This is a genomic window from Nocardia alba NBRC 108234, assembly GCF_001612665.1.
Taxonomy (GTDB): Bacteria; Actinomycetota; Actinomycetes; order Mycobacteriales; family Mycobacteriaceae; genus Nocardia; species Nocardia alba.
The window spans coordinates 79856-96758 of sequence record NZ_BDAX01000018.1; the positions used below are offsets into that span (position 1 = coordinate 79856).

Genomic DNA, 16903 nt, shown 5'->3' on the forward strand with positions numbered 1-16903 from the left:
CCCATTCCCCTTCGGCCGACCCAGGTTCGACTATCGCAAAGTTAACGATAATGGTTATCATTAGCTTCTTGCGTGAGGCTGGGAGGCTACATGGGACATCTGCTGATGGTGGAGAGTTGGGTCGGCTCGATGAGCACCCTGCTACCGGCGGGAATCACCAACACCGGGCACAGATTCAGCTTCCTGACCAGGGACTTAGCGCACTATCTCCGGCCGGGAACGCCGTCGCCGCACCCCCTGCTCGCCGCGGACAATGTGTTCACCGCCGAGACCAACGACCTGGCCACGCTGCTGCCGTACGTGCGAAAACTGCACGGGGCCTTCGCCTTCGACGGTGTCCTCACCTCGTGCGACTACTACCTGCCCACAGTCGCCGCGATCGCCGCCGAACTCGGCCTGCCCGGCCCCGGCCGCACAGCGGTGGCCGACGCGTGCGACAAGCACCGAACCAGGCAGGTCTGCCGGGCCGCGGGCGTTGCCGGGCCGGAGTTCGCCGTGGCGGAGACATGGCACGAGATCGCCTGCGCCGCAGCACGGCTCGGCTACCCACTGGTGGTGAAGCCGGTCGATCTGTGCGGTGGGATGTTCGTCCGGCGCGTAGCGGACGAGACCGAGTTGCACACCGCGGTGGACCAGCTCGCCGGGTTCACGGTCAACGCACGCGGGCAGCGCCGTTCGTCGCGGGTGCTGCTCGAAGAGTGTGTGGACGGCCCGGAATTCAGTGTGGAGACAGTGACCGTGGCCGGGCACACCACGGTGATCGGCGTGACCGACAAGCAGGTCACCGGTGCGCCCGCGTTCATCGAATCGGGCCACATGTTCCCCGCCGAGCTGTCGAACGCGGACACCGACGCAGTAGTCGAGCTGGCGCTGGCGGCCGTCGCGGCTTTGGGGCTGGACGCGACCGTCGCGCACACCGAGATCAAACTCGGCGCACAGGGACCGCGACTGATCGAGGTGAACCCACGACCCGCGGGTAACCGGATCACCGAACTCATCCGGCGGGTCACCGGAATCGACTTGGCCGCGACGTATGCCGACCTCGCCGCGGGCGGGACACCGGACCTGACGCCTCGCCCGACCGAGGTCGCGAGCGCGGCGGTCGCCTTCGCCGTCCCCACCGAGACCGGCGTTCTCGACGGGGTCGCCGGCACGGCGCACTGGGCCGAGGACCCCATGATCGTGGAGTTCGCCCTGCCGGAGCCCGGCACACGGGTGCGAGCCGCGACCGACAACAACAGCTACCTCGGTCATGTCATGGTCGCCGACGGGGCACCCGGCGGCGCGGGTGAGCGTGCCCGGAAGCTGATCGCGGACCTGCGCTTCGATCTCGCCGCCCCCGGCGGTGCGGTATGACCGTCTGCGCACGACCCAGCTCGGTCGCCGAACTCACCGAGTGGGCGCGCTCGGGCCGACTCGGACCCGACGTCGCATCCCTGCACGCCTCGACGGCGTTCCGCACCACCTACGGCACTCGCCACCCTGGACGGACCCGCGGCTATCGCAACGAAGTGCTCAGCATCCGGCTCGGTGCGGCCGTCGGCTCGTGCGGACTCGAACCCTCCACGGCCACTGCGGAACTCGTTGACGACTGCGTCGCAGCCTCGATCGCCGAGCTGCTCGAGCATCCGCGCGCCGAGGTCAGGATCGCGGCGCTGGACGCCTATCTGATGCATGTGCGTCCGCATCCGTTCGCCGCCGGCGCGACAGGTGAGCACGTGGTGATCGACGGGCCGACCTCGCTGACAAAATCACGTCGGCGCGCGTCGGCCGTCGTAGGGCTGCTGCCGAAGGGGCTCGGCAAGGTACTCGTCGTCGGCGTGGTCGGCTCACTGTTGGCCGAGTTGCGCTCCCGCGCGATCGAGTATCTGCCTTGCGATCTCGCGGGCGGGATCACCGAGTGGGGCGAGCCTGTGTACGAATCCGTCGCGCAGGCTCCGGCGGACTACGACGCCATGCTGGTCACCGGAATGACTCTGGGCAACAACAGTTTCGACGAGTTCCGGGCCACCGCCATCGATCGTGACATCCCCCTGGCGCTGTTCGCCCAGACCGGGAGCGCGGTACTGCCGTGGTTCCTCGGCGCCGGCGTGCACGCGATCTGCGCCGAGCCCTACCCATTCTTCTCCCTCGACGGCGGTCCCAGCACGATCGTCACCTACCGAGAGCTGTCATGAACTCACCGCAGCCCGCCCTTCTGCGACTGATCGGCGGCACCCCCACTGTGCCGATTCACACCGAACGAAGCTGGTACACAGCGAAACTCGAAGCTGCCAGCCTGGCGGGAATGAAATCGCGCGCCGCGGTGTCGATGCTGCGCGCGGCCACCGCCCGCGGCGAGCTCGCACCGGGTGCGCCGATCATCGAGTCCACCAGCGGCACCCTCGGCCTGGGGCTGGCGCTGGCCGGCAAAGCACTCGGACATCCCGTGCTGCTCGTGGTCGACGACGAGCTGGAACCCGAGCTGCGCTCCTTGTTCTCGGCGTTTCAGGTGACACTCCACGTGGTCGCCACACCGCACCCCACCGGTGGCTGGCAGCGGGCCAGACTGGATCGGCTCGCCGAATTGCTCGCGACGACCCCGGGCGCGTACTGGCCTGACCAGTACGACAATCCCGACAACGCGGGCGGCTATGTCGAGATGGGCGCGGAGATCCTCGACCAGGTCGACACCGTCGATGTGCTGGTCGCCTCGATCGGGTCCGGTGGGCACTGCGCGGGACTCGCCCGTGTGCTGCGCTCGCGCTGGCCCGGGCTGCGGGTGGTCGGGGTGGATGCGGTCGGCTCGCGCATCTTCGGCCAACCCGACCGGCGCAGGCTCATGCGGGGTCTCGGTAGCAGCATCCTGCCCCGCAACGTGGCCTATACCGATTTCGAGGAGGTGCACTGGGTCGGGGCCGCCGAGACGGTCGCGTCGTGCAGGCGGCTCGCCGCCTCGACCGGTATCGCGGGCGGTTGGAGCACCGGCGCGGCGGCGTTGGTAGCCGGCTGGATGGCCGAGCGCGAACCCGAATCCCGTGTTCTCACGGTGTTTCCCGATGGACCGCACCGCTACCTGCGCACCATCTACGACGACGAATGGTGCCGCGTCAACGGACTGCTCGACGCGAAGACGACCGCACCCACCGAGCTCGACACCCCGACCGACACCGAGGTGACCGGTTGGGGGCGATGTTCGGTCGTGCGCGATCCCGTCGCGGAGGTATCGACCTGGATCGCCCCAGCGGCGACTTGTCAGGCAGACATCACCGGAGCCGCCGAATGAACGGCATCACCACCTTTCGTGCGATGCCGGGCGCGGTGCGGCTGCTGTTGGTGAATCACTGTGTGGGCCACATCGGTTTCTACCTGCTGGTGCCGTTCCTGGCCGAATATCTGCTCCAGGATCTCGCGCTGTCGGCGGCCGTGGTCGGTGTGGTGCTCGGTGTGCGCAACCTCAGCCAACAGGGGCTGTTCCTGGTCGGCGGCTCGGCGGCGGACCGGCTCGGCGCTCGCGGCGTGATCATGACCGGCCTCGCCATCAGAGCGCTCGGCTTCGCGCTGTTCGCCGTCGGCGGGTCGCTGGCCGTGGTGCTGGCCGCTTCGGTGCTCACGGGTTTCGCGGGCGCGCTGTTCAATCCGGCGGTCCGCGCGTTCATCGCCCGGGACAGCGGAGCCCGGTCGGCGCAGGCGTTCGCGCTGTTCAATGTGTTCGGCAATGCGGGCTCGGCGATCGGGCCGGTAATCGGCACGGTGTTGATCGCGGCCGGTTTCCGGATCTCCGCGCTGGTCGCGGCGGCGATCTTCGCGGTGCTCGCGGTGGTGCAGTGGCTGCTGCTGCCCGCCCGGCCGGTGCCACGGCACGACGGTGGTGTCGGCGCCGATTTCGCGACGGTGTTCTCGGATCGACGGTTCTGGGCGTTCACGCTCGCCCTGATGCCGATGTTCGCGCTGATGAGTCAGATCTATTTCCTGTTCACGCTGCAGGCGCAGGACAGCGCGGCACCGGGGTACCGGCCCGGCGCGGTAGCCGCGCTGTTCGTGGTGGAGACGATCGCGGTGGTGGCGTTGCAGGTCCGGGTCACCTCGGTGCTGGCTCGCAGGCCACAGCGCGGGCCCGCGATGGCGCTCGGGATGGCGGTCATGGGTGCCTCGTTCCTGCTGCCGCCTGCCGTGGCGGGCCTGGTCGCCGAGGCGGGAAACGGGCTCTCGGGCACCGTGATCCGAACAGCGCCCGTGCTCGCGGCCGCGGTGCTGCTCGCCATCGGGGTGACAGCGGTCCAGCCGTTCGTCAACGAGGCGATCGGCCGCTTCGCCGGGCATCGGCTGACGGGGACCTATTTCGGCGCGTTCTACCTCGCCTCGGGGATCTTCACCGTCGCGGCCACCTCGATGACCGGCGCTGTGCTCGACCGGTCGGGCGGCGCGCTCACCTGGCCACCCGCGCTGTTCTGCGCCGCGGCGGGACTGTTGTCGGCGATCGCTGTTGTGCAGTTGCACCGGCGAGGTGTACTGCCCGACCGAGACCAGACGACTACCGCGGCCGAGACCGTCGACACGGAACCAGATCCTCCGGCTTCTTCGCCCTCCGAAATCGCTGACGCAGGCCGTGTCGCACTGGCGCAGGCCAGTTCCCGGTGCGCCGCGACGAAGAGCGGTGATACCGATGACCGCTGACTTCACCACTGCCGGGATCGGCGTCGGTCGTGCCTACGGCAGCTGCGGGGAGCTGCTCCAAGGCGTCACCGCGCGCGATCGGCACTTTCTGGTCACCTTGCCCATCCGGCGCGGCTCCGTCGCCGTCTTCGAACCCGGCGGCGACGACATTACTGTTGTCCCACAACAGAAATCGAAAGCCCGCAGGCTGGCGAGCGCGATGGCCGCCCGGTCCCGGGTGCTGCGCGGCGGACGGCTGACACTGCACAGCGAACTGCCCGAGGGCAAGGGATTGGCCAGTTCCACCGCTGATCTCGTCGCCACCGCCCGTGCGGTAGCCGACGCCGAGGGCCGCTCCGTCCCGGTCGGCGAACTCGAGGCCGACCTGCGCGCCATCGAACCGTCCGACGGTGTCATGTATCCGGGAACCGTCGCGTACTTCCATCGGGAGGTTCGGCTCCTGGCTCGGCTCGGGACCCTGCCCGCGCTGACGATCGTCACCGGCGACGAGGGCGGCACGGTCGACACCATCGAATTCAACCGCGCCGGTGGATGTTTCAGCTGGGCGGACAAACGCGAGTACGACCGGCTACTCGCCGTGCTCGGTGTCGCGGTCGCGCGCGGTGACCTCGCCGGGATCGGGGCGGTGTCCACCCGCAGCGCGGTCCTGAGCGCCGCACGGCGCGAGCGCCCGCATCTGGACGCGACGATCCGCGCGGCGCGGGCGATCGGGGCGGTCGGCGTGGTCGTCGCGCACAGCGGCACGACCACCGGTGTGCTGCTGGCCGACGACGATCCGCGCATTCGTGAACAAATCGTCGCCGCGCACCAGATCTGCGAGGCCTTCGCCTGCTCGGTCACGGTGCACCACTCCTGGCGGCCCGGCGTCGACACCGAGCAACCCGTCCATCCCGGCGACCGAACCCACCTGTCGCCCAGCCGTCGAGCAGAGAGCACTCCACGATGATCACCGTCGACCAGATCCGCTTCACCTACGACGGCCGAATCACGCTCGACGACATCACTTTTCGCGCCGAGCCCGGCAGCACGGTCGGGCTGATCGGCCCCAACGGCTCGGGCAAGTCCACGCTGCTACGGCTGATCTATCGCGCCCTGCGCCCGGCGGCGGGGTCGGTGGTAATCGATCACAAGCCGGTAGACCAGCTACGCGGACGCGAGCTCGCGGGCAGGCTCGCCGTCGTCGCTCAGGAAGCTGCGCCGGATACACCGGTCACGGTGGCCGAGACGGTGTTGCTCGGCAGGTCGCCGTGGGTCGGTGCGTTCCAGGGGTATTCGCGTGCCGACCGGATCGCCGCCGCGACCGCGCTCGAGCACGTCGGGGCACGAGCACTCGCCGAGCGCCGTTTCGCGACCCTGTCCGGCGGCGAACGCCAGCGCGTCCTCATCGCCAGAGCCCTGGCCCAGCGCGCCGACCACCTTCTGCTCGACGAACCGACCAATCATCTCGACATCCGCTACCAGCACGAACTGCTCAGCCTCGTCCGCGGCCTCACCGCCACCACCACCATCGTGGTGCTGCACGAACTGAACCTGGCCGCCCGCTACTGCGACCGGCTCGTCCTGCTCGACGGCGGCCGCGTCGCCGCGGCGGGCACGGTCGCCGAAGTACTGACACCGGACATCCTCGAGCCCGTCTACGGCATCCCGGTCCGCCGGACCTCGGCGTTCGGCGCGATCCAGCTGCTCTTCGGCCCAGCCGACGAGCCCGCCGTGCCGATGTCCGGCGACACGGCGGCAACCGCACAGACCACGCTCCCGGCCCTCGATCGATCGAACGACGATCAGCAACGCCGCGGTGACGTACCGCGGTCCGACCGAGCCCCAGCCTCGCCGACATCGCGAACAGCGAATGCGCCGACGGCCGGCGAGCACGAAATCGCGAGGGCCGACTCGCCATCGCCCGACCCGCGAGAGGCGGCAACACGATGACCGCGACCGTAAGCACAGAACCGGCCGTCGACGACCTCGGCCACGCCGGGCACCGGGTCCGGGCGCTGCTGCTCGCCGGAGGTCTCGGTGCCGCGCTCGTCGTCACGGTGCTCGTCGCGGCGGGGCTCGGACCCGTGTCGGTGCCGCCGGGAACCGTCGCTCGGATCATCGGTCATCACACGATCGGGTACCCGGCGACCGCCGACTGGACCGCCGCGCAGGACTCCATCGTCTGGCTGGTGCGGGTACCCAGGGTTGTGCTCGGCGCGCTCGTCGGGGCGGCGCTGGCGATCACCGGCGCGGTATTGCAGACCGTGGTGCGCAATGTGCTCGCCGATCCGCACATCCTCGGCGTCACTTCCGGCGCCTCGACCGGCGCCGCGGTGTACCTGCTGTTCGGGCTCACCGCGGCGACCACTGCCACGGCTCTCGCGGCGAGCGCGTTCGCCGGTGCGCTGGCCGCCACCGTGCTGCTGTTCGTCCTCGCGCGAATCAACGGGCAGCTCACCTCGCTGCGACTGTTACTCGGCGGCGTCACCATCGGCTACATCTTCTCTGCGGCCACCAGCTTCCTGATCTTCGCCTCCGATCGGCCCGAAGGCGCGCGGACCGTGCTGTTCTGGCTGCTCGGCTCGCTCGCCCCCGCTGCGTGGTCATCGGTGGCAACCACGGTGGCCGTCGTCGTGACAGCAGTTGTCGCGGTGCTGTTGATGGCACCGCGGCTGGACGCGCTCGCCGCGGGCGACGACACGGCGCGCACTCTCGGTGTCGCCCCGAACCGAATCCGGTTGTGGGCGTTGCTGATCGTCGCGCTGGCGGTGGGCGCAGTGGTGGCTGTCGCGGGAGCGATCGGTTTCGTCGGCCTGATCGTGCCGCATATCGCCCGGCTGCGCACGGGCGGAACGCACCGGCAGCTGGTGGTGGTCAGCGGACTGCTCGGCGCGCTGTTCCTGGTTGTCGCCGACGTGGCGGCGCGCACCGTATTCGCACCGCGCGAACTGCCCATCGGCATCGTCACCGCGGCGGTCGGCGCGCCACTGCTGCTGGTGCTGATCCGCCGCTTCCAGGCGAGCTCGTCCACCTGAATTTTCGCTCCACGAAAGGAAACCCGATCACCGTGTTCACAGGTAGTACCCCGTCGCGGCGTGCGACGTTGCCCGTTCTAGCCCTGCTCACCAGCGCTCTCGTCGCCGGGTGCGGCACACCCTCACCGGCCACCGGCACGGCGGCCGAGGGCTTCCCGATGTCGATCTCCAGCTGCGGCCGAGAGGTCACCTTCAACGCCGCCCCGCAGCGTGTGGTCACCGTCGGCTCCATCGCCGCGCCGCTCATCGCCGCCGCGGGTGCCGCCGATCGCATCGTCACCCGCACCTTCGAAGCCGCGGCATTCCCCGGCGAGTACGGCGATGAGCTCGCGGGCATCGAAATCACCGCGCCCACCGCGGAACTGGCGCGTGAGGAGATCATCAACCGCTCACCCGACCTGGTGGTGAGCGTCGAAGGTCTGTCGGTGACCCCCGACGACCTCGCCCAGGTGAACATCCCGCTGATCGTGACTCGCGGCTACTGCCGCGACGCGGCGGGCACCTTCGACGACGTCTTCGCCGATATCGCCCTCTACGGCAGACTCTTCGGCACGTCGAGCGCCGCGGACGCGGAAGTCGCTGCCCTGCAGCGACGTGTCGACGCCGTCACTCAGCGGCATTCCCCGACCACCACCCGCACCCCCGCCGCGGCACTGATCATCTCCCGCGACGGCGCCCAACTGAAGGCCTACGGCGCCAAGAGCACCGTCGACGCGCAGATGGGAATCCTCGGTCTGGACAACATCTACGGCGGAATCGACAAGCGCAACTTCGAAGCCAACACCGAGACCCTCATCGCCCGCGATCCGGCGGTGATCATCCTGCTCACCCAGGGCGATCAGACGCCGGAATCGGTGCGCACCGCCCTGCGTCAGCGGCCCGAACTGGCGGGGCTGCGCGCGATCCGCGAGAACCGGATCATCGTGGCGCCCTTCGGTTACACCGGTCCGGGACCGGTCGCCGTCGAGGGGCTGGAAGTGCTCGACCGTGAACTGGCGAGCATCCGATGACCGCGGCGACCAGTACTGGCTACCTCGTCCGGCCCGCCGGACCCGCGGACCTGCCCGGTGCCCGCAGCGTCATGCTCGACACCTTCTACCAGGTGTTCGGCATCGGCTACCTGCCCGAATACCACCAGGATGTGATCGATCCCGAGACCGCGTACCTGCGTGACCCGCGCAACCGGCTCTGGGTCGCCGAACACGACGGCACCATCGTCGCGACCACGGCGATCCGGGCGCAGGGGCCGGCGCACCCACCGCACCCGGCCGAGCTCGCACTGGCCTATCCCGACAACACCACCGCGCAGCTGTTCCGGGTGTACGTCCGGCCCGACCATCATCGGCGCGGCCTGGCCTCGCGGCTGGTCGAGGCGGCGATCACGCATGTGCGGGAAACGCTCTCGTTCGACAAGCTGTACCTGCACACCGACGCGCGAACCGCCGGTGCGCTGGAATTCTGGCTCACCTTCGGCCGGATCGTGCACGACGCGCGCGGTCCCCACGAGGGATTCCAAACCGTGCACCTGGAAATCCCGCTGGAGCGCGATCAGGCGCACTGACAGAGGCAGCCGACGCGGCGCGGACCACCCGGCCGGCTCCGGTGGGTGTGGTCACCGCGTCGGCTCGACTGTCACGAGACGCCGGGGCAGGCGCTTCACTCGCGCGGTCGCAACTCCATCCCGCCCGCGGCGAGCACCGTTGCGAACTCGCGCCAGCGGCGATGACGGTGCCGGAACATCAGGTGGACGAACAACCGGGCACCGAGCCCCCGAATCCCGTCGTCGACCTCGATCTCATCGGTGTAGCGACAGCGGGATTCGCCGACCGGCTCGAAGCGCAGCCGATGGTTCCAGGTACGCACCGGACCGCCCCATTCGTTGGTGTAGATATGCAGCGGATCGAGCTCGACCAATCGCAGATGATGACGCCAGGTCGGGATGACGCCGAACCACCAGAGCCTGGCCTCACCCACCACCCCGGGTTCGATTCGGTCCGGCATCCGCAGTCGCGGCACCGAAATAATCGGGGCGACAACATAAGCGAAGAGTTCCGGCGTCCGGGCCAGCGCGCACGCCACGTCCGCCGCGATCGGCAGCTCAATAGTTAGGGTAACCTTACTCATCCTTGAACACTTCTCCCTTTCGTCGCGTTCAGCAATCTTATTCATACATACGCATGAGACTATGTCTATGGTGATCTCACGTCACCACCGACTACTGGACAGGTAAGCCCGCGGCGGCACATCGCCGGTGCCCGGTACCGACGGCTTCACGGGAAGCCGGAGCAGCCACATACTGAAGGGCGCTATCGATAGACTGCGGGTGTGGCCGTCGATCAGCATCTGAGCTTCGACTTCGCGGAGTATCCGAGCATTGTGGTCCCTTTCGACGCGACATCGAGGATCCCGGTACACAGTCACCCGCAGCATCAGCTGACCTGGGTCCCGCACGGCGTTCTCACCATGGATGCGGGCTCCGGTCGGTGGGTGGTCCAGCGGACCCGGGCGCTGTGGATTCCGGGAGGAACCGCTCACGCGGTTGTTCCCGGCTGCTCGTGTGAGATGATCTCGCTGTTCTTCGAGCCGACCGAGTGCCCACTGAGCTTGGACAGCCCGACCGTGATCGACGCGACCGGCTTGGTCGGACCATTGCTGACCTATCTGGTTTCACTGCCCGAGACCGCACGCAGCCAACGGCACCACGGTCACACACTGCTCTGGGACCTGGTTTCACCCATGTCGGTAGCAACGATTCCCTCGATCCTGCCGACCGATCCCCAAGCACGGCAGGTCGCGCTCGCCATCAGACGCGACCCGGCCGACACCCGCACCCTGACCGATTGGGGACGCGAGGTCGCCGCTTCCTCACGAACACTGTCGCGGCGTTTCCGCGAGGAAACTGGTGTGAGTTTCGAGAGCTGGCGCACCTTCGAACGGCTCAGCGCCGCTCTGCCGTTTCTCGGCGCCGGTATGCCGATCTCGAAAGTGGCGCACAGCGTCGGCTACCGCACCGCCAGCGCGTTCATCGCCGCGTTTCGGCGTGAGATAGGCACCACGCCCGCCGCGTATTTCGCCGAGCGCGATACCGATTCGAGTGCCCAGGCTTCCTAGCTCGCGCCACCAGCGACGAAAGCTGTCCACTGCGCACTATCAGCTGTCCTGATACGTCGTTCACGGCCGCCTCTGCTGTCGATAGCCTCGATGTCGAGCCGTTTACAGACGCCTCTGGACATTCGAAAGCTGTTCAGGCGCTGCGCGATCAGCGCCTGAACAGCTACGACGAAAAGGACAACCAGTATGGCCGCGAAAGCGCGAATCTTTCGACGTGCAGTAAACAGCGTGAACAAAGTGGTTATCGCGCTGCAAAGAATCGGTATCGCGTTCGGTCCCCAGTACCTTCTCACCACGACCGGACACAGAACCGGACAGCAGCGAACGACACCGATCACCATCATTGCTATCGCTGACCAGCGATACGTTCACCAGGCTTATCCGAAGTCGGCGTGGGTGGCCAACGTTCGCGCTTCGCACACCGCCGTACTGTCACGTGGCCGCCGCCGCGAGGCTGTGACGTTGGTCGAACTCCCGCTCGACCAACGTCGAACATTCTTGCGCGAGCACTTCGCCCATGCCCCTGGCCACGCCGCTGGACTACTCGTCACAACAGGGCTGATTCAAGAGGCGACCCCACAGGCAGTCGCCGCCGCCGCCGATCGAATCGCGGTCTTTCGCATAGAGACTCATCCCGAACCCTAGACTGCCCGATCGGACGTTGTCGCCGCCGAATCGGCGCAAGCCCTCACCTCAGTCGGCTACTCACTCGTGGAGTCGCCGGCCGGCGAAAAGCGAGACAACGCATCGTCGGAGGTGAACAGTTCCGGTCGGGATGCCCCGGCAATCAGGGCCGCCGCGACGGCAGCGACGGCGAGCAAGCCCGCGGCCACCCACAGTGCCATGGCGAAACCGTCGGAGAGCGCTTCCCGGGTCGAGCCTGCGCCGGTGACGGACCCGGCTACGGTAACCAGCACCGCCAGCCCCAACGCACCCCCGAGCTGGCGGGCACTGCTGAGGATTCCCGAGGCGAGCCCGGCCTGTTCAACGGGCACGCCCGAGGTCGCCGCCAAGCCCATCGCCACCATCGAGGCACCGACACCGATGCTGGCGACCAGCGACGGCATCAGGATCCCGGTGACGAAACCGCTTGTCGGCCCGGTGAATCCGAACCAGAACAGCCCTGCGGCGCCGAGCAGACCGCCAGCGAGCAACACCGGCCGAGGCCCGTGGTCGCGGGCCACGACCTGGGCGGCGCGCAGCCCGATCATGATGCCGACGCAAAACGGCAGGAAGGACAATCCGGTCTCGGTGGGGCTGTAGCCCAGCACACGTTGCATGATCTGGGAGACGAAAAAGAAGCTGGCGATCTGGGCGGACGTGAGCAGAAAGCCGAAGACCGAGGCGCCGATCAATGAACGCCGGCGCAGAAATCCCAGCGGCACCAGCGGATCCACGACACGAGCTTCGACTACCACGAAGACCAGCAGCGCGGCCACGCCCGCGCCGAACCAGCCGAACACCCGAGGTACGCCCCCACCGTGCTCGCCGGTCTCGATCACCCCCATCACCAACGCTGCGACACCCGCGGTGACGAGCAGACCCCCGATGATGTCGAGCCGGCGGCCACCGGCAGCGACCCGATTGTCCACACCGCGCAGCACCGCCGCCATCGCGACGACCACGAACACGACATTGACCCACATCACCCACCGCCAGTTCATGTGGTCGGTGAGCAGCCCGCTCAGCACCACTCCGAGTGCGCCACCCGCCGCACCGGCGCCGCCCCAGATGGCCATCGCCTTGGTGCGCGCGGCGCCCTCCTCGAACTCCGAGGTCACCAGCGCCAGCGACATCGGTGTCAACACCGCGGCCGCGACACCTTGCAGACCTCGACCGGCGATCAGTTGCCACCCGTCCTGGGCGGCGCCGCCCAGCAGGCTGGCCGCGGCGAAGACACCGAGCGAGCCGAGCAGCAACGTGCGGCGTCCCACCAGGTCTGCGAGCCTGCCGCCCAGCAGCAGCAATCCCGCGTACGGCAGCAGAAACGCATTGATCACCCACGCCAGGCCGGTCGGCCCGAGGTCGAGCGCGGCGTCCATGGCCGGTAGCGCGACATTGACGATCGACAGGTCGAGCGAGACCAGAAACATTGTCGAGAACACGACAGCCGACGTGGCGCCTCGGTGTGTAACGAGCGGCTCGGACACCGCACACCTCCCTATTTAGTAACGCGTATTTTTATTAAGGTAAGCACACCCTTATCCTGATGTCGAGAGTCAGCGCGCGAAGAATCATCGCCATGCCCGATACCCCGACCCCCCGACGTGGACGCCCGATCCGGCTGGCGGCCGACACGGTCGTCACCGCGGCCACCCGGCTGCTCGCCACGGGCGGCGCGGAGGCGTTCAGCATGCGCCGCCTGGCCGATGACCTCGGGACCAGCACCGCCGCGATCTACCATCACTTCCCCACCAAGGCAGCCCTTTTCACCGTGGTACTCGGCGCGCTCGCCGACGACCTGCGGCGCCCCGAACTGCCCGCCGCGCCGCGCGAACGCCTGATCGCCATCGTGTGCTATCTCATCGACACGCTGGACCAATTACCTTGGGTGGCAGACATTCTCGTCACCGGCCAGAGCACAGGCCGCTCCGCCATGTGGATGCTCAACGAGTTCGTCGATGCCGCGAACCAGCTGGGCGCCACCGACCGGAAGGCCGGGTACATGTACTTCACCATCTGGCGGTTCGTGGTCGGTGAACTGATGAGCCGCCGCGGCGCACAAGCCCATCACGACACCGCGTCCGCCCAGTCCTCTTGGTCGGATCTGATCACCGCCGATCAGCTCACCGATTTCCCCACCGTCGCCCGACTGCTCCCCCAGTGGGGAAAAATTCGCGCCGAATTCCACACCGAGACAGCGGTTGCCGATGTCATCGACGGACTGATCGCGAGCATCGATCGGGACAGCTGAGGGCACCCACCACCCCACGGCGAATCGTCGGGCTCGCCATTCGACTTCGCGGCGATCGGGATGGCTGCGGTCACCGATCCCTGCGCGGCAAACCAGGCGCAACACCAGGACTGGACCGATGCCGTGGACGAGCTGCGCGCCCAGGTGGCACGATCAGTCGCATGATGCGGGTCCGGATTTTTGGTGTCGTAGTCGCTGCCGCACTGATCACGCTGACAGTTCTGGGCTATCGACGGCGTCGACCGGTCGACGCCACAGGTGCGCGGGAGCGTCCCGCGGTGATCCCCGAGGTCCCGCCGCGGCTGGCCGTCGAGCTGGTTCCGAAGACGAGATCGCAGATCAACTTACGGTCGGAGCTGCCCGACCGAGAATGGAAGCGGCTACGCGGAATCGTCTGCGAGGCGGCGGGAAACCGGTGCGAGATCTGTGGTGACGCCGGCCGGCGAGCTCCGGACTGCAACGCGGTCTGGGAATACGACGACGAGCGGCTGATCCAGCGATTGGTCCGGCTCGAAGCGCTGTGCCCTGCCTGCCATGCCGCCAAGCACATCGGCCCCGAGATCGCCCAGGGTAGGCGAGAACAGACCGTCTGCCACCTGGCCGCGGTGAATGGGTGGACCCCCCAGCACACCGAGCTCTACCTGGAGCGACAGTTCGACCAGTGGAGCGTTCGCTCGACGAAGCAGTGGACGTTCGATCTGGCCGCGCTGGCCCGATACGGTCCCCCGCTGCCGCCCTCGACCCGCCGCAAGCGCTGCACCGAGTGCCGGGAACTCCATCCCCCGGACAAGCTGACGGCCGTCGCGGCCAAGCGCCTACTCTGCGCGGGCTGCCGCGCGCAGGCGCCGACCGACCCGGCGACGGGAGACGCACCGAACGTATGAAGCCGGGGAACCGCGTCGACCAACGGCACTCGCGCGACAGAACTCCGACTACGCACACCTTCCAGAATTGCCAGAATCACCGTTCACTTTCGACTAGTGTCCGGACACGAGCCACCCGTTCGAGCGGCTATCGCGAGGCTCGCACGGACGTCGGCGGCATCGGCCACTCGCGGTATCCGCTCCGTTCTACGAAGGAGCACTATGTATCCGGGCGCACACGTCGACCGATTTCCCGACAAGGTGGCCATCGTCATGGCCGAGAGCGGTGCCACGCTGACCTATCGGCAACTGGAGGAGAACTCGATCCGGCTGGCCCGCCACCTCCACGATGCGGGGCTACGCAGGGGCGATCATGTGGCGTTGCTGTCGGTGAACGACCCGAAGGTATACGAGGTGTATTGGGCCGCACTGCGTTCGGGGCTCTACATCACCGCGGTCAATTGGCACCTGACTCCCGCCGAGATCAGCTACATCGTCGACGACTGCGGGGCGCGCGCGCTCATCGTGTCCGCCGCGCTGGCCGCGACCGCCGAGCAGCTCACCGCGCAGACGCCGCAGGTGCAGACCCGGTTGGCCTTCGACGGTCCGGTCGAGGGATACAGCTCCTACGAACAGGCGCTCGCGGCGGCCTCCCCCGAACCGTTGGCCGATCAGCCGCGCGGAGCCGACATGCTCTATTCCTCGGGGACCACCGGCAGGCCCAAGGGCATCAAGCTGCCGTTGGCCGATCGTCAGGTCGGCGATCCGCCCGGTGACACCTACACCGCGATCTTCGGCCCGCTCTACGCCTTCGAGCCCCACAGTGTCTACCTCTCACCCGCACCGCTGTATCACGCGGCGCCGTTGCGTTTCGGTGGTGTGGTGAACGCTCTGGGCGGCACCCTCGTGGTGATGGAGAAGTTCGACGCGGAGCTGGCACTGGCCACGATCGAACGGCACCGGGTCACCCACAGTCAATGGGTGCCGACCATGTTCGTCCGGATGCTCAAACTCGACGAATCGGTGCGAGCCCGCTACGACGTGTCGAGCATGCAAGCCGCCGTACACGCCGCCGCGCCGTGTCCGGTCGAGGTGAAACAGGCCATGATCGACTGGTGGGGGCCGGTACTGCACGAGTACTACGCCTCGACCGAGGCCAACGGCGCCACCTTCATCAACAGCGAGCAGTGGCTGCGTAAACCGGGTTCGGTCGGTACCGCGGGATTGGGCGTCATCCGGGTGTGTGGCCCTGACGGGGCAGAGTTGGCGTCCGGCGAGATCGGCACCATCTATTTCGAACGCGAAGAACTGCCGTTCGATTACCACAACGATCCCGCCAAGACGGCCGAGGCGATCCACCCGACTCATCCCACCTGGACCACCACCGGCGATATCGGTTACGTCGACGAGGACGGCTACCTGTTCCTCACCGACCGTAAGGCGTTCACGATCATCTCGGGCGGAGTGAATATCTATCCACAGGAGATCGAGAACGCACTGGCCCTGCATCCGAAGGTGTTCGATGTCGCGGTGATCGGTGTGCCCGACGAGGAGATGGGTGAATCGGTGATGGCGGTGGTGCAACCGGAGGCCGGGGTCACGGCAGGGCCCGCACTCGCCGAGGAACTGCGCGAATTCCTCAGGGAGCGGATCGGCGCCTTCAAGGTGCCACGCACGGTCGACTTCTCCGACGATCTACCGCGCACGCCGACCGGAAAACTGGTCAAGGGAAAGCTCCGCGCCCGGTATCTCTGAGGTGATGGGGCCGCCGCCGATCTCGAATCGACCGCGGCCCCTTCGCTACTGCCAGACCGGGCTGTCCACGAAATGGTTGTCGAACCTGTCCATGGTGGCGCGAACCTCGTCGGGGGTTGCCCCGCCCTGCCGGATGCGTTCGACGAGACGGAAGTACTCGAACCGCTCGATTCCGGGCGTGAACACGATCAACACATCCGCTGACGCCTCGGCGGGCGCGGCCCAGGCGTGGATGGTGTTCGGCGGAATCAGGAGGAAGTCGCCTTCGCCGATGGTGACCACCTCCTCTCCGGCCAGCACCCGCAGCCGCCCGTCCAGCATGTAGAACATTTCGGCCGAGGTGGTGTGGTAGTGCGGCGGTGGGCCGTTCGTCCCCGCGGCGAGCAACGTCCGGTTGGCGCTCATCGCGCCGCCGGTCATCTCGTGGTCGGCGTACAGGCGCACGCCCAGCGCCTCGAGTAGCTCGGCTTCGTCATACCGGACGAGTAGCGCGGCATCGGGCGTGCTGCCGGTGGTCACGATCTCGGTTGCCATGAATTCCTCCTGCGTCGGATCAGGTGAGCGAGGGCATCGCCGCATCGGGATTCGCC

17 protein-coding genes are annotated in these 16903 nt (G+C 67.8%); 14 read left to right on the top strand and 3 right to left on the bottom strand.

Annotated features, from left to right (window positions below):
- Positions 1-90: 90 nt before the first annotated feature.
- The 9 genes from NA12_RS19455 to NA12_RS19495 are packed head-to-tail and all read left to right on the top strand — an operon-like array spanning position 91 to position 9231.
- Positions 91-1356, top strand: a complete 1266-nt coding sequence (locus NA12_RS19455) for an ATP-grasp domain-containing protein (RefSeq protein WP_174551108.1) — start codon at positions 91-93, stop codon at positions 1354-1356.
- Positions 1353-2177 (top strand): hypothetical protein, encoded by an 825-nt coding sequence (locus NA12_RS19460; protein WP_067453006.1) that lies wholly within the window; start codon positions 1353-1355, stop codon positions 2175-2177. Before NA12_RS19455 ends, NA12_RS19460 begins: the two co-directional genes overlap by 4 nt.
- The gene (locus NA12_RS19465) at positions 2174-3265 is read left to right on the top strand and encodes a PLP-dependent cysteine synthase family protein (RefSeq protein ID WP_067453009.1); all 1092 of its coding nucleotides are present in this window, start codon (positions 2174-2176) and stop codon (positions 3263-3265) included. Before NA12_RS19460 ends, NA12_RS19465 begins: the two co-directional genes overlap by 4 nt.
- Complete coding sequence (locus NA12_RS19470) at positions 3262-4656, top strand: MFS transporter (protein WP_067453013.1); 1395 nt, start codon at positions 3262-3264, stop codon at positions 4654-4656. The genes NA12_RS19465 and NA12_RS19470 overlap by 4 nt, the downstream gene beginning before the upstream one ends.
- Positions 4646-5602: a GHMP family kinase ATP-binding protein gene (locus NA12_RS19475; RefSeq protein ID WP_067453017.1), complete on the top strand. Its 957-nt coding sequence runs from the start codon at positions 4646-4648 to the stop codon at positions 5600-5602. Before NA12_RS19470 ends, NA12_RS19475 begins: the two co-directional genes overlap by 11 nt.
- Entirely contained in the window at positions 5599-6585 is a 987-nt protein-coding gene (locus NA12_RS19480; RefSeq protein WP_084472922.1) for an ABC transporter ATP-binding protein, read from the top strand. Before NA12_RS19475 ends, NA12_RS19480 begins: the two co-directional genes overlap by 4 nt.
- Complete coding sequence (locus NA12_RS19485; RefSeq protein WP_067453020.1) at positions 6582-7670, top strand: FecCD family ABC transporter permease; 1089 nt, start codon at positions 6582-6584, stop codon at positions 7668-7670. The genes NA12_RS19480 and NA12_RS19485 overlap by 4 nt, the downstream gene beginning before the upstream one ends.
- 32 nt (positions 7671-7702) lie before the next feature.
- Positions 7703-8680, top strand: a complete 978-nt coding sequence (locus tag NA12_RS19490; protein ID WP_132370049.1) for an ABC transporter substrate-binding protein — start codon at positions 7703-7705, stop codon at positions 8678-8680.
- Complete coding sequence (locus NA12_RS19495; RefSeq protein WP_067453031.1) at positions 8677-9231, top strand: GNAT family N-acetyltransferase; 555 nt, start codon at positions 8677-8679, stop codon at positions 9229-9231. Before NA12_RS19490 ends, NA12_RS19495 begins: the two co-directional genes overlap by 4 nt.
- Positions 9232-9326: 95 nt before the next feature.
- On the opposite strand, the gene NA12_RS19500 is transcribed toward NA12_RS19495, so the two are convergent.
- Positions 9327-9794, bottom strand: a complete 468-nt coding sequence (locus NA12_RS19500; protein WP_067453033.1) for an Rv1443c family protein — start codon at positions 9792-9794, stop codon at positions 9327-9329.
- 201 nt (positions 9795-9995) lie between these two features.
- Here NA12_RS19500 and NA12_RS19505 point away from each other — a divergent pair, with 201 nt between their 5' ends.
- Both NA12_RS19505 and NA12_RS19510 read left to right on the top strand, forming a co-directional pair.
- Positions 9996-10781: a helix-turn-helix domain-containing protein gene (locus tag NA12_RS19505; RefSeq protein WP_084472923.1), complete on the top strand. Its 786-nt coding sequence runs from the start codon at positions 9996-9998 to the stop codon at positions 10779-10781.
- 186 nt (positions 10782-10967) lie between these two features.
- On the top strand, positions 10968-11426 hold the full coding sequence (locus tag NA12_RS19510) for a nitroreductase/quinone reductase family protein (RefSeq protein ID WP_067453036.1): 459 nt from the start codon (positions 10968-10970) through the stop codon (positions 11424-11426).
- Positions 11427-11482: 56 nt separating this feature from the next.
- On the opposite strand, the gene NA12_RS19515 is transcribed toward NA12_RS19510, so the two are convergent.
- Entirely contained in the window at positions 11483-12886 is a 1404-nt protein-coding gene (locus NA12_RS19515) for an MFS transporter (RefSeq protein ID WP_157106402.1), read from the bottom strand.
- Between the two features lie 104 nt (positions 12887-12990).
- Here NA12_RS19515 and NA12_RS19520 point away from each other — a divergent pair, with 104 nt between their 5' ends.
- The 3 genes from NA12_RS19520 to NA12_RS19530 all read left to right on the top strand — a co-directional run bounded on the left by NA12_RS19520 (position 12991) and on the right by NA12_RS19530 (position 16313).
- Positions 12991-13695 carry a TetR/AcrR family transcriptional regulator gene (locus NA12_RS19520; RefSeq protein WP_243655010.1) on the top strand — a complete coding sequence of 235 codons (705 nt, stop codon included), beginning with the start codon at positions 12991-12993 and terminating at the stop codon, positions 13693-13695.
- Between the two features lie 161 nt (positions 13696-13856).
- Positions 13857-14579, top strand: a complete 723-nt coding sequence (locus tag NA12_RS19525; RefSeq protein ID WP_132370045.1) for a hypothetical protein — start codon at positions 13857-13859, stop codon at positions 14577-14579.
- Positions 14580-14780: 201 nt separating this feature from the next.
- Positions 14781-16313 carry an acyl-CoA synthetase gene (locus NA12_RS19530; protein ID WP_067453048.1) on the top strand — a complete coding sequence of 511 codons (1533 nt, stop codon included), beginning with the start codon at positions 14781-14783 and terminating at the stop codon, positions 16311-16313.
- A gap of 45 nt (positions 16314-16358) precedes the next feature.
- Here NA12_RS19530 and NA12_RS19535 read toward each other — a convergent pair whose 3' ends face one another.
- Complete coding sequence (locus tag NA12_RS19535; protein WP_067453051.1) at positions 16359-16847, bottom strand: cupin domain-containing protein; 489 nt, start codon at positions 16845-16847, stop codon at positions 16359-16361.
- Positions 16848-16903: the final 56 nt, after the last annotated feature.

Excerpts from the sequence above, each read along its gene's own strand:
- NA12_RS19485 (WP_067453020.1), top strand. The coding sequence starts at position 6,582 with ATGACCGCGACCGTAAGCACAGAACCGGCCGTCGACGACCTCGGCCAC.
- NA12_RS19470 (WP_067453013.1), top strand. The coding sequence starts at position 3,262 with ATGAACGGCATCACCACCTTTCGTGCGATGCCGGGCGCGGTGCGGCTG.
- NA12_RS19465 (WP_067453009.1), top strand. The coding sequence starts at position 2,174 with ATGAACTCACCGCAGCCCGCCCTTCTGCGACTGATCGGCGGCACCCCC.
- NA12_RS19520 (WP_243655010.1), top strand. The coding sequence starts at position 12,991 with ATGTCGAGAGTCAGCGCGCGAAGAATCATCGCCATGCCCGATACCCCG.
- NA12_RS19530 (WP_067453048.1), top strand. The coding sequence starts at position 14,781 with ATGTATCCGGGCGCACACGTCGACCGATTTCCCGACAAGGTGGCCATC.
- NA12_RS19525 (WP_132370045.1), top strand. The coding sequence starts at position 13,857 with ATGATGCGGGTCCGGATTTTTGGTGTCGTAGTCGCTGCCGCACTGATC.
- NA12_RS19455 (WP_174551108.1), top strand. The coding sequence starts at position 91 with ATGGGACATCTGCTGATGGTGGAGAGTTGGGTCGGCTCGATGAGCACC.
- NA12_RS19480 (WP_084472922.1), top strand. The coding sequence starts at position 5,599 with ATGATCACCGTCGACCAGATCCGCTTCACCTACGACGGCCGAATCACG.
- NA12_RS19510 (WP_067453036.1), top strand. The coding sequence starts at position 10,968 with ATGGCCGCGAAAGCGCGAATCTTTCGACGTGCAGTAAACAGCGTGAAC.
- NA12_RS19460 (WP_067453006.1), top strand. The coding sequence starts at position 1,353 with ATGACCGTCTGCGCACGACCCAGCTCGGTCGCCGAACTCACCGAGTGG.
- NA12_RS19475 (WP_067453017.1), top strand. The coding sequence starts at position 4,646 with ATGACCGCTGACTTCACCACTGCCGGGATCGGCGTCGGTCGTGCCTAC.
- NA12_RS19495 (WP_067453031.1), top strand. The coding sequence starts at position 8,677 with ATGACCGCGGCGACCAGTACTGGCTACCTCGTCCGGCCCGCCGGACCC.
- NA12_RS19535 (WP_067453051.1), bottom strand. The coding sequence starts at position 16,847 with ATGGCAACCGAGATCGTGACCACCGGCAGCACGCCCGATGCCGCGCTA.
- NA12_RS19500 (WP_067453033.1), bottom strand. The coding sequence starts at position 9,794 with ATGAGTAAGGTTACCCTAACTATTGAGCTGCCGATCGCGGCGGACGTG.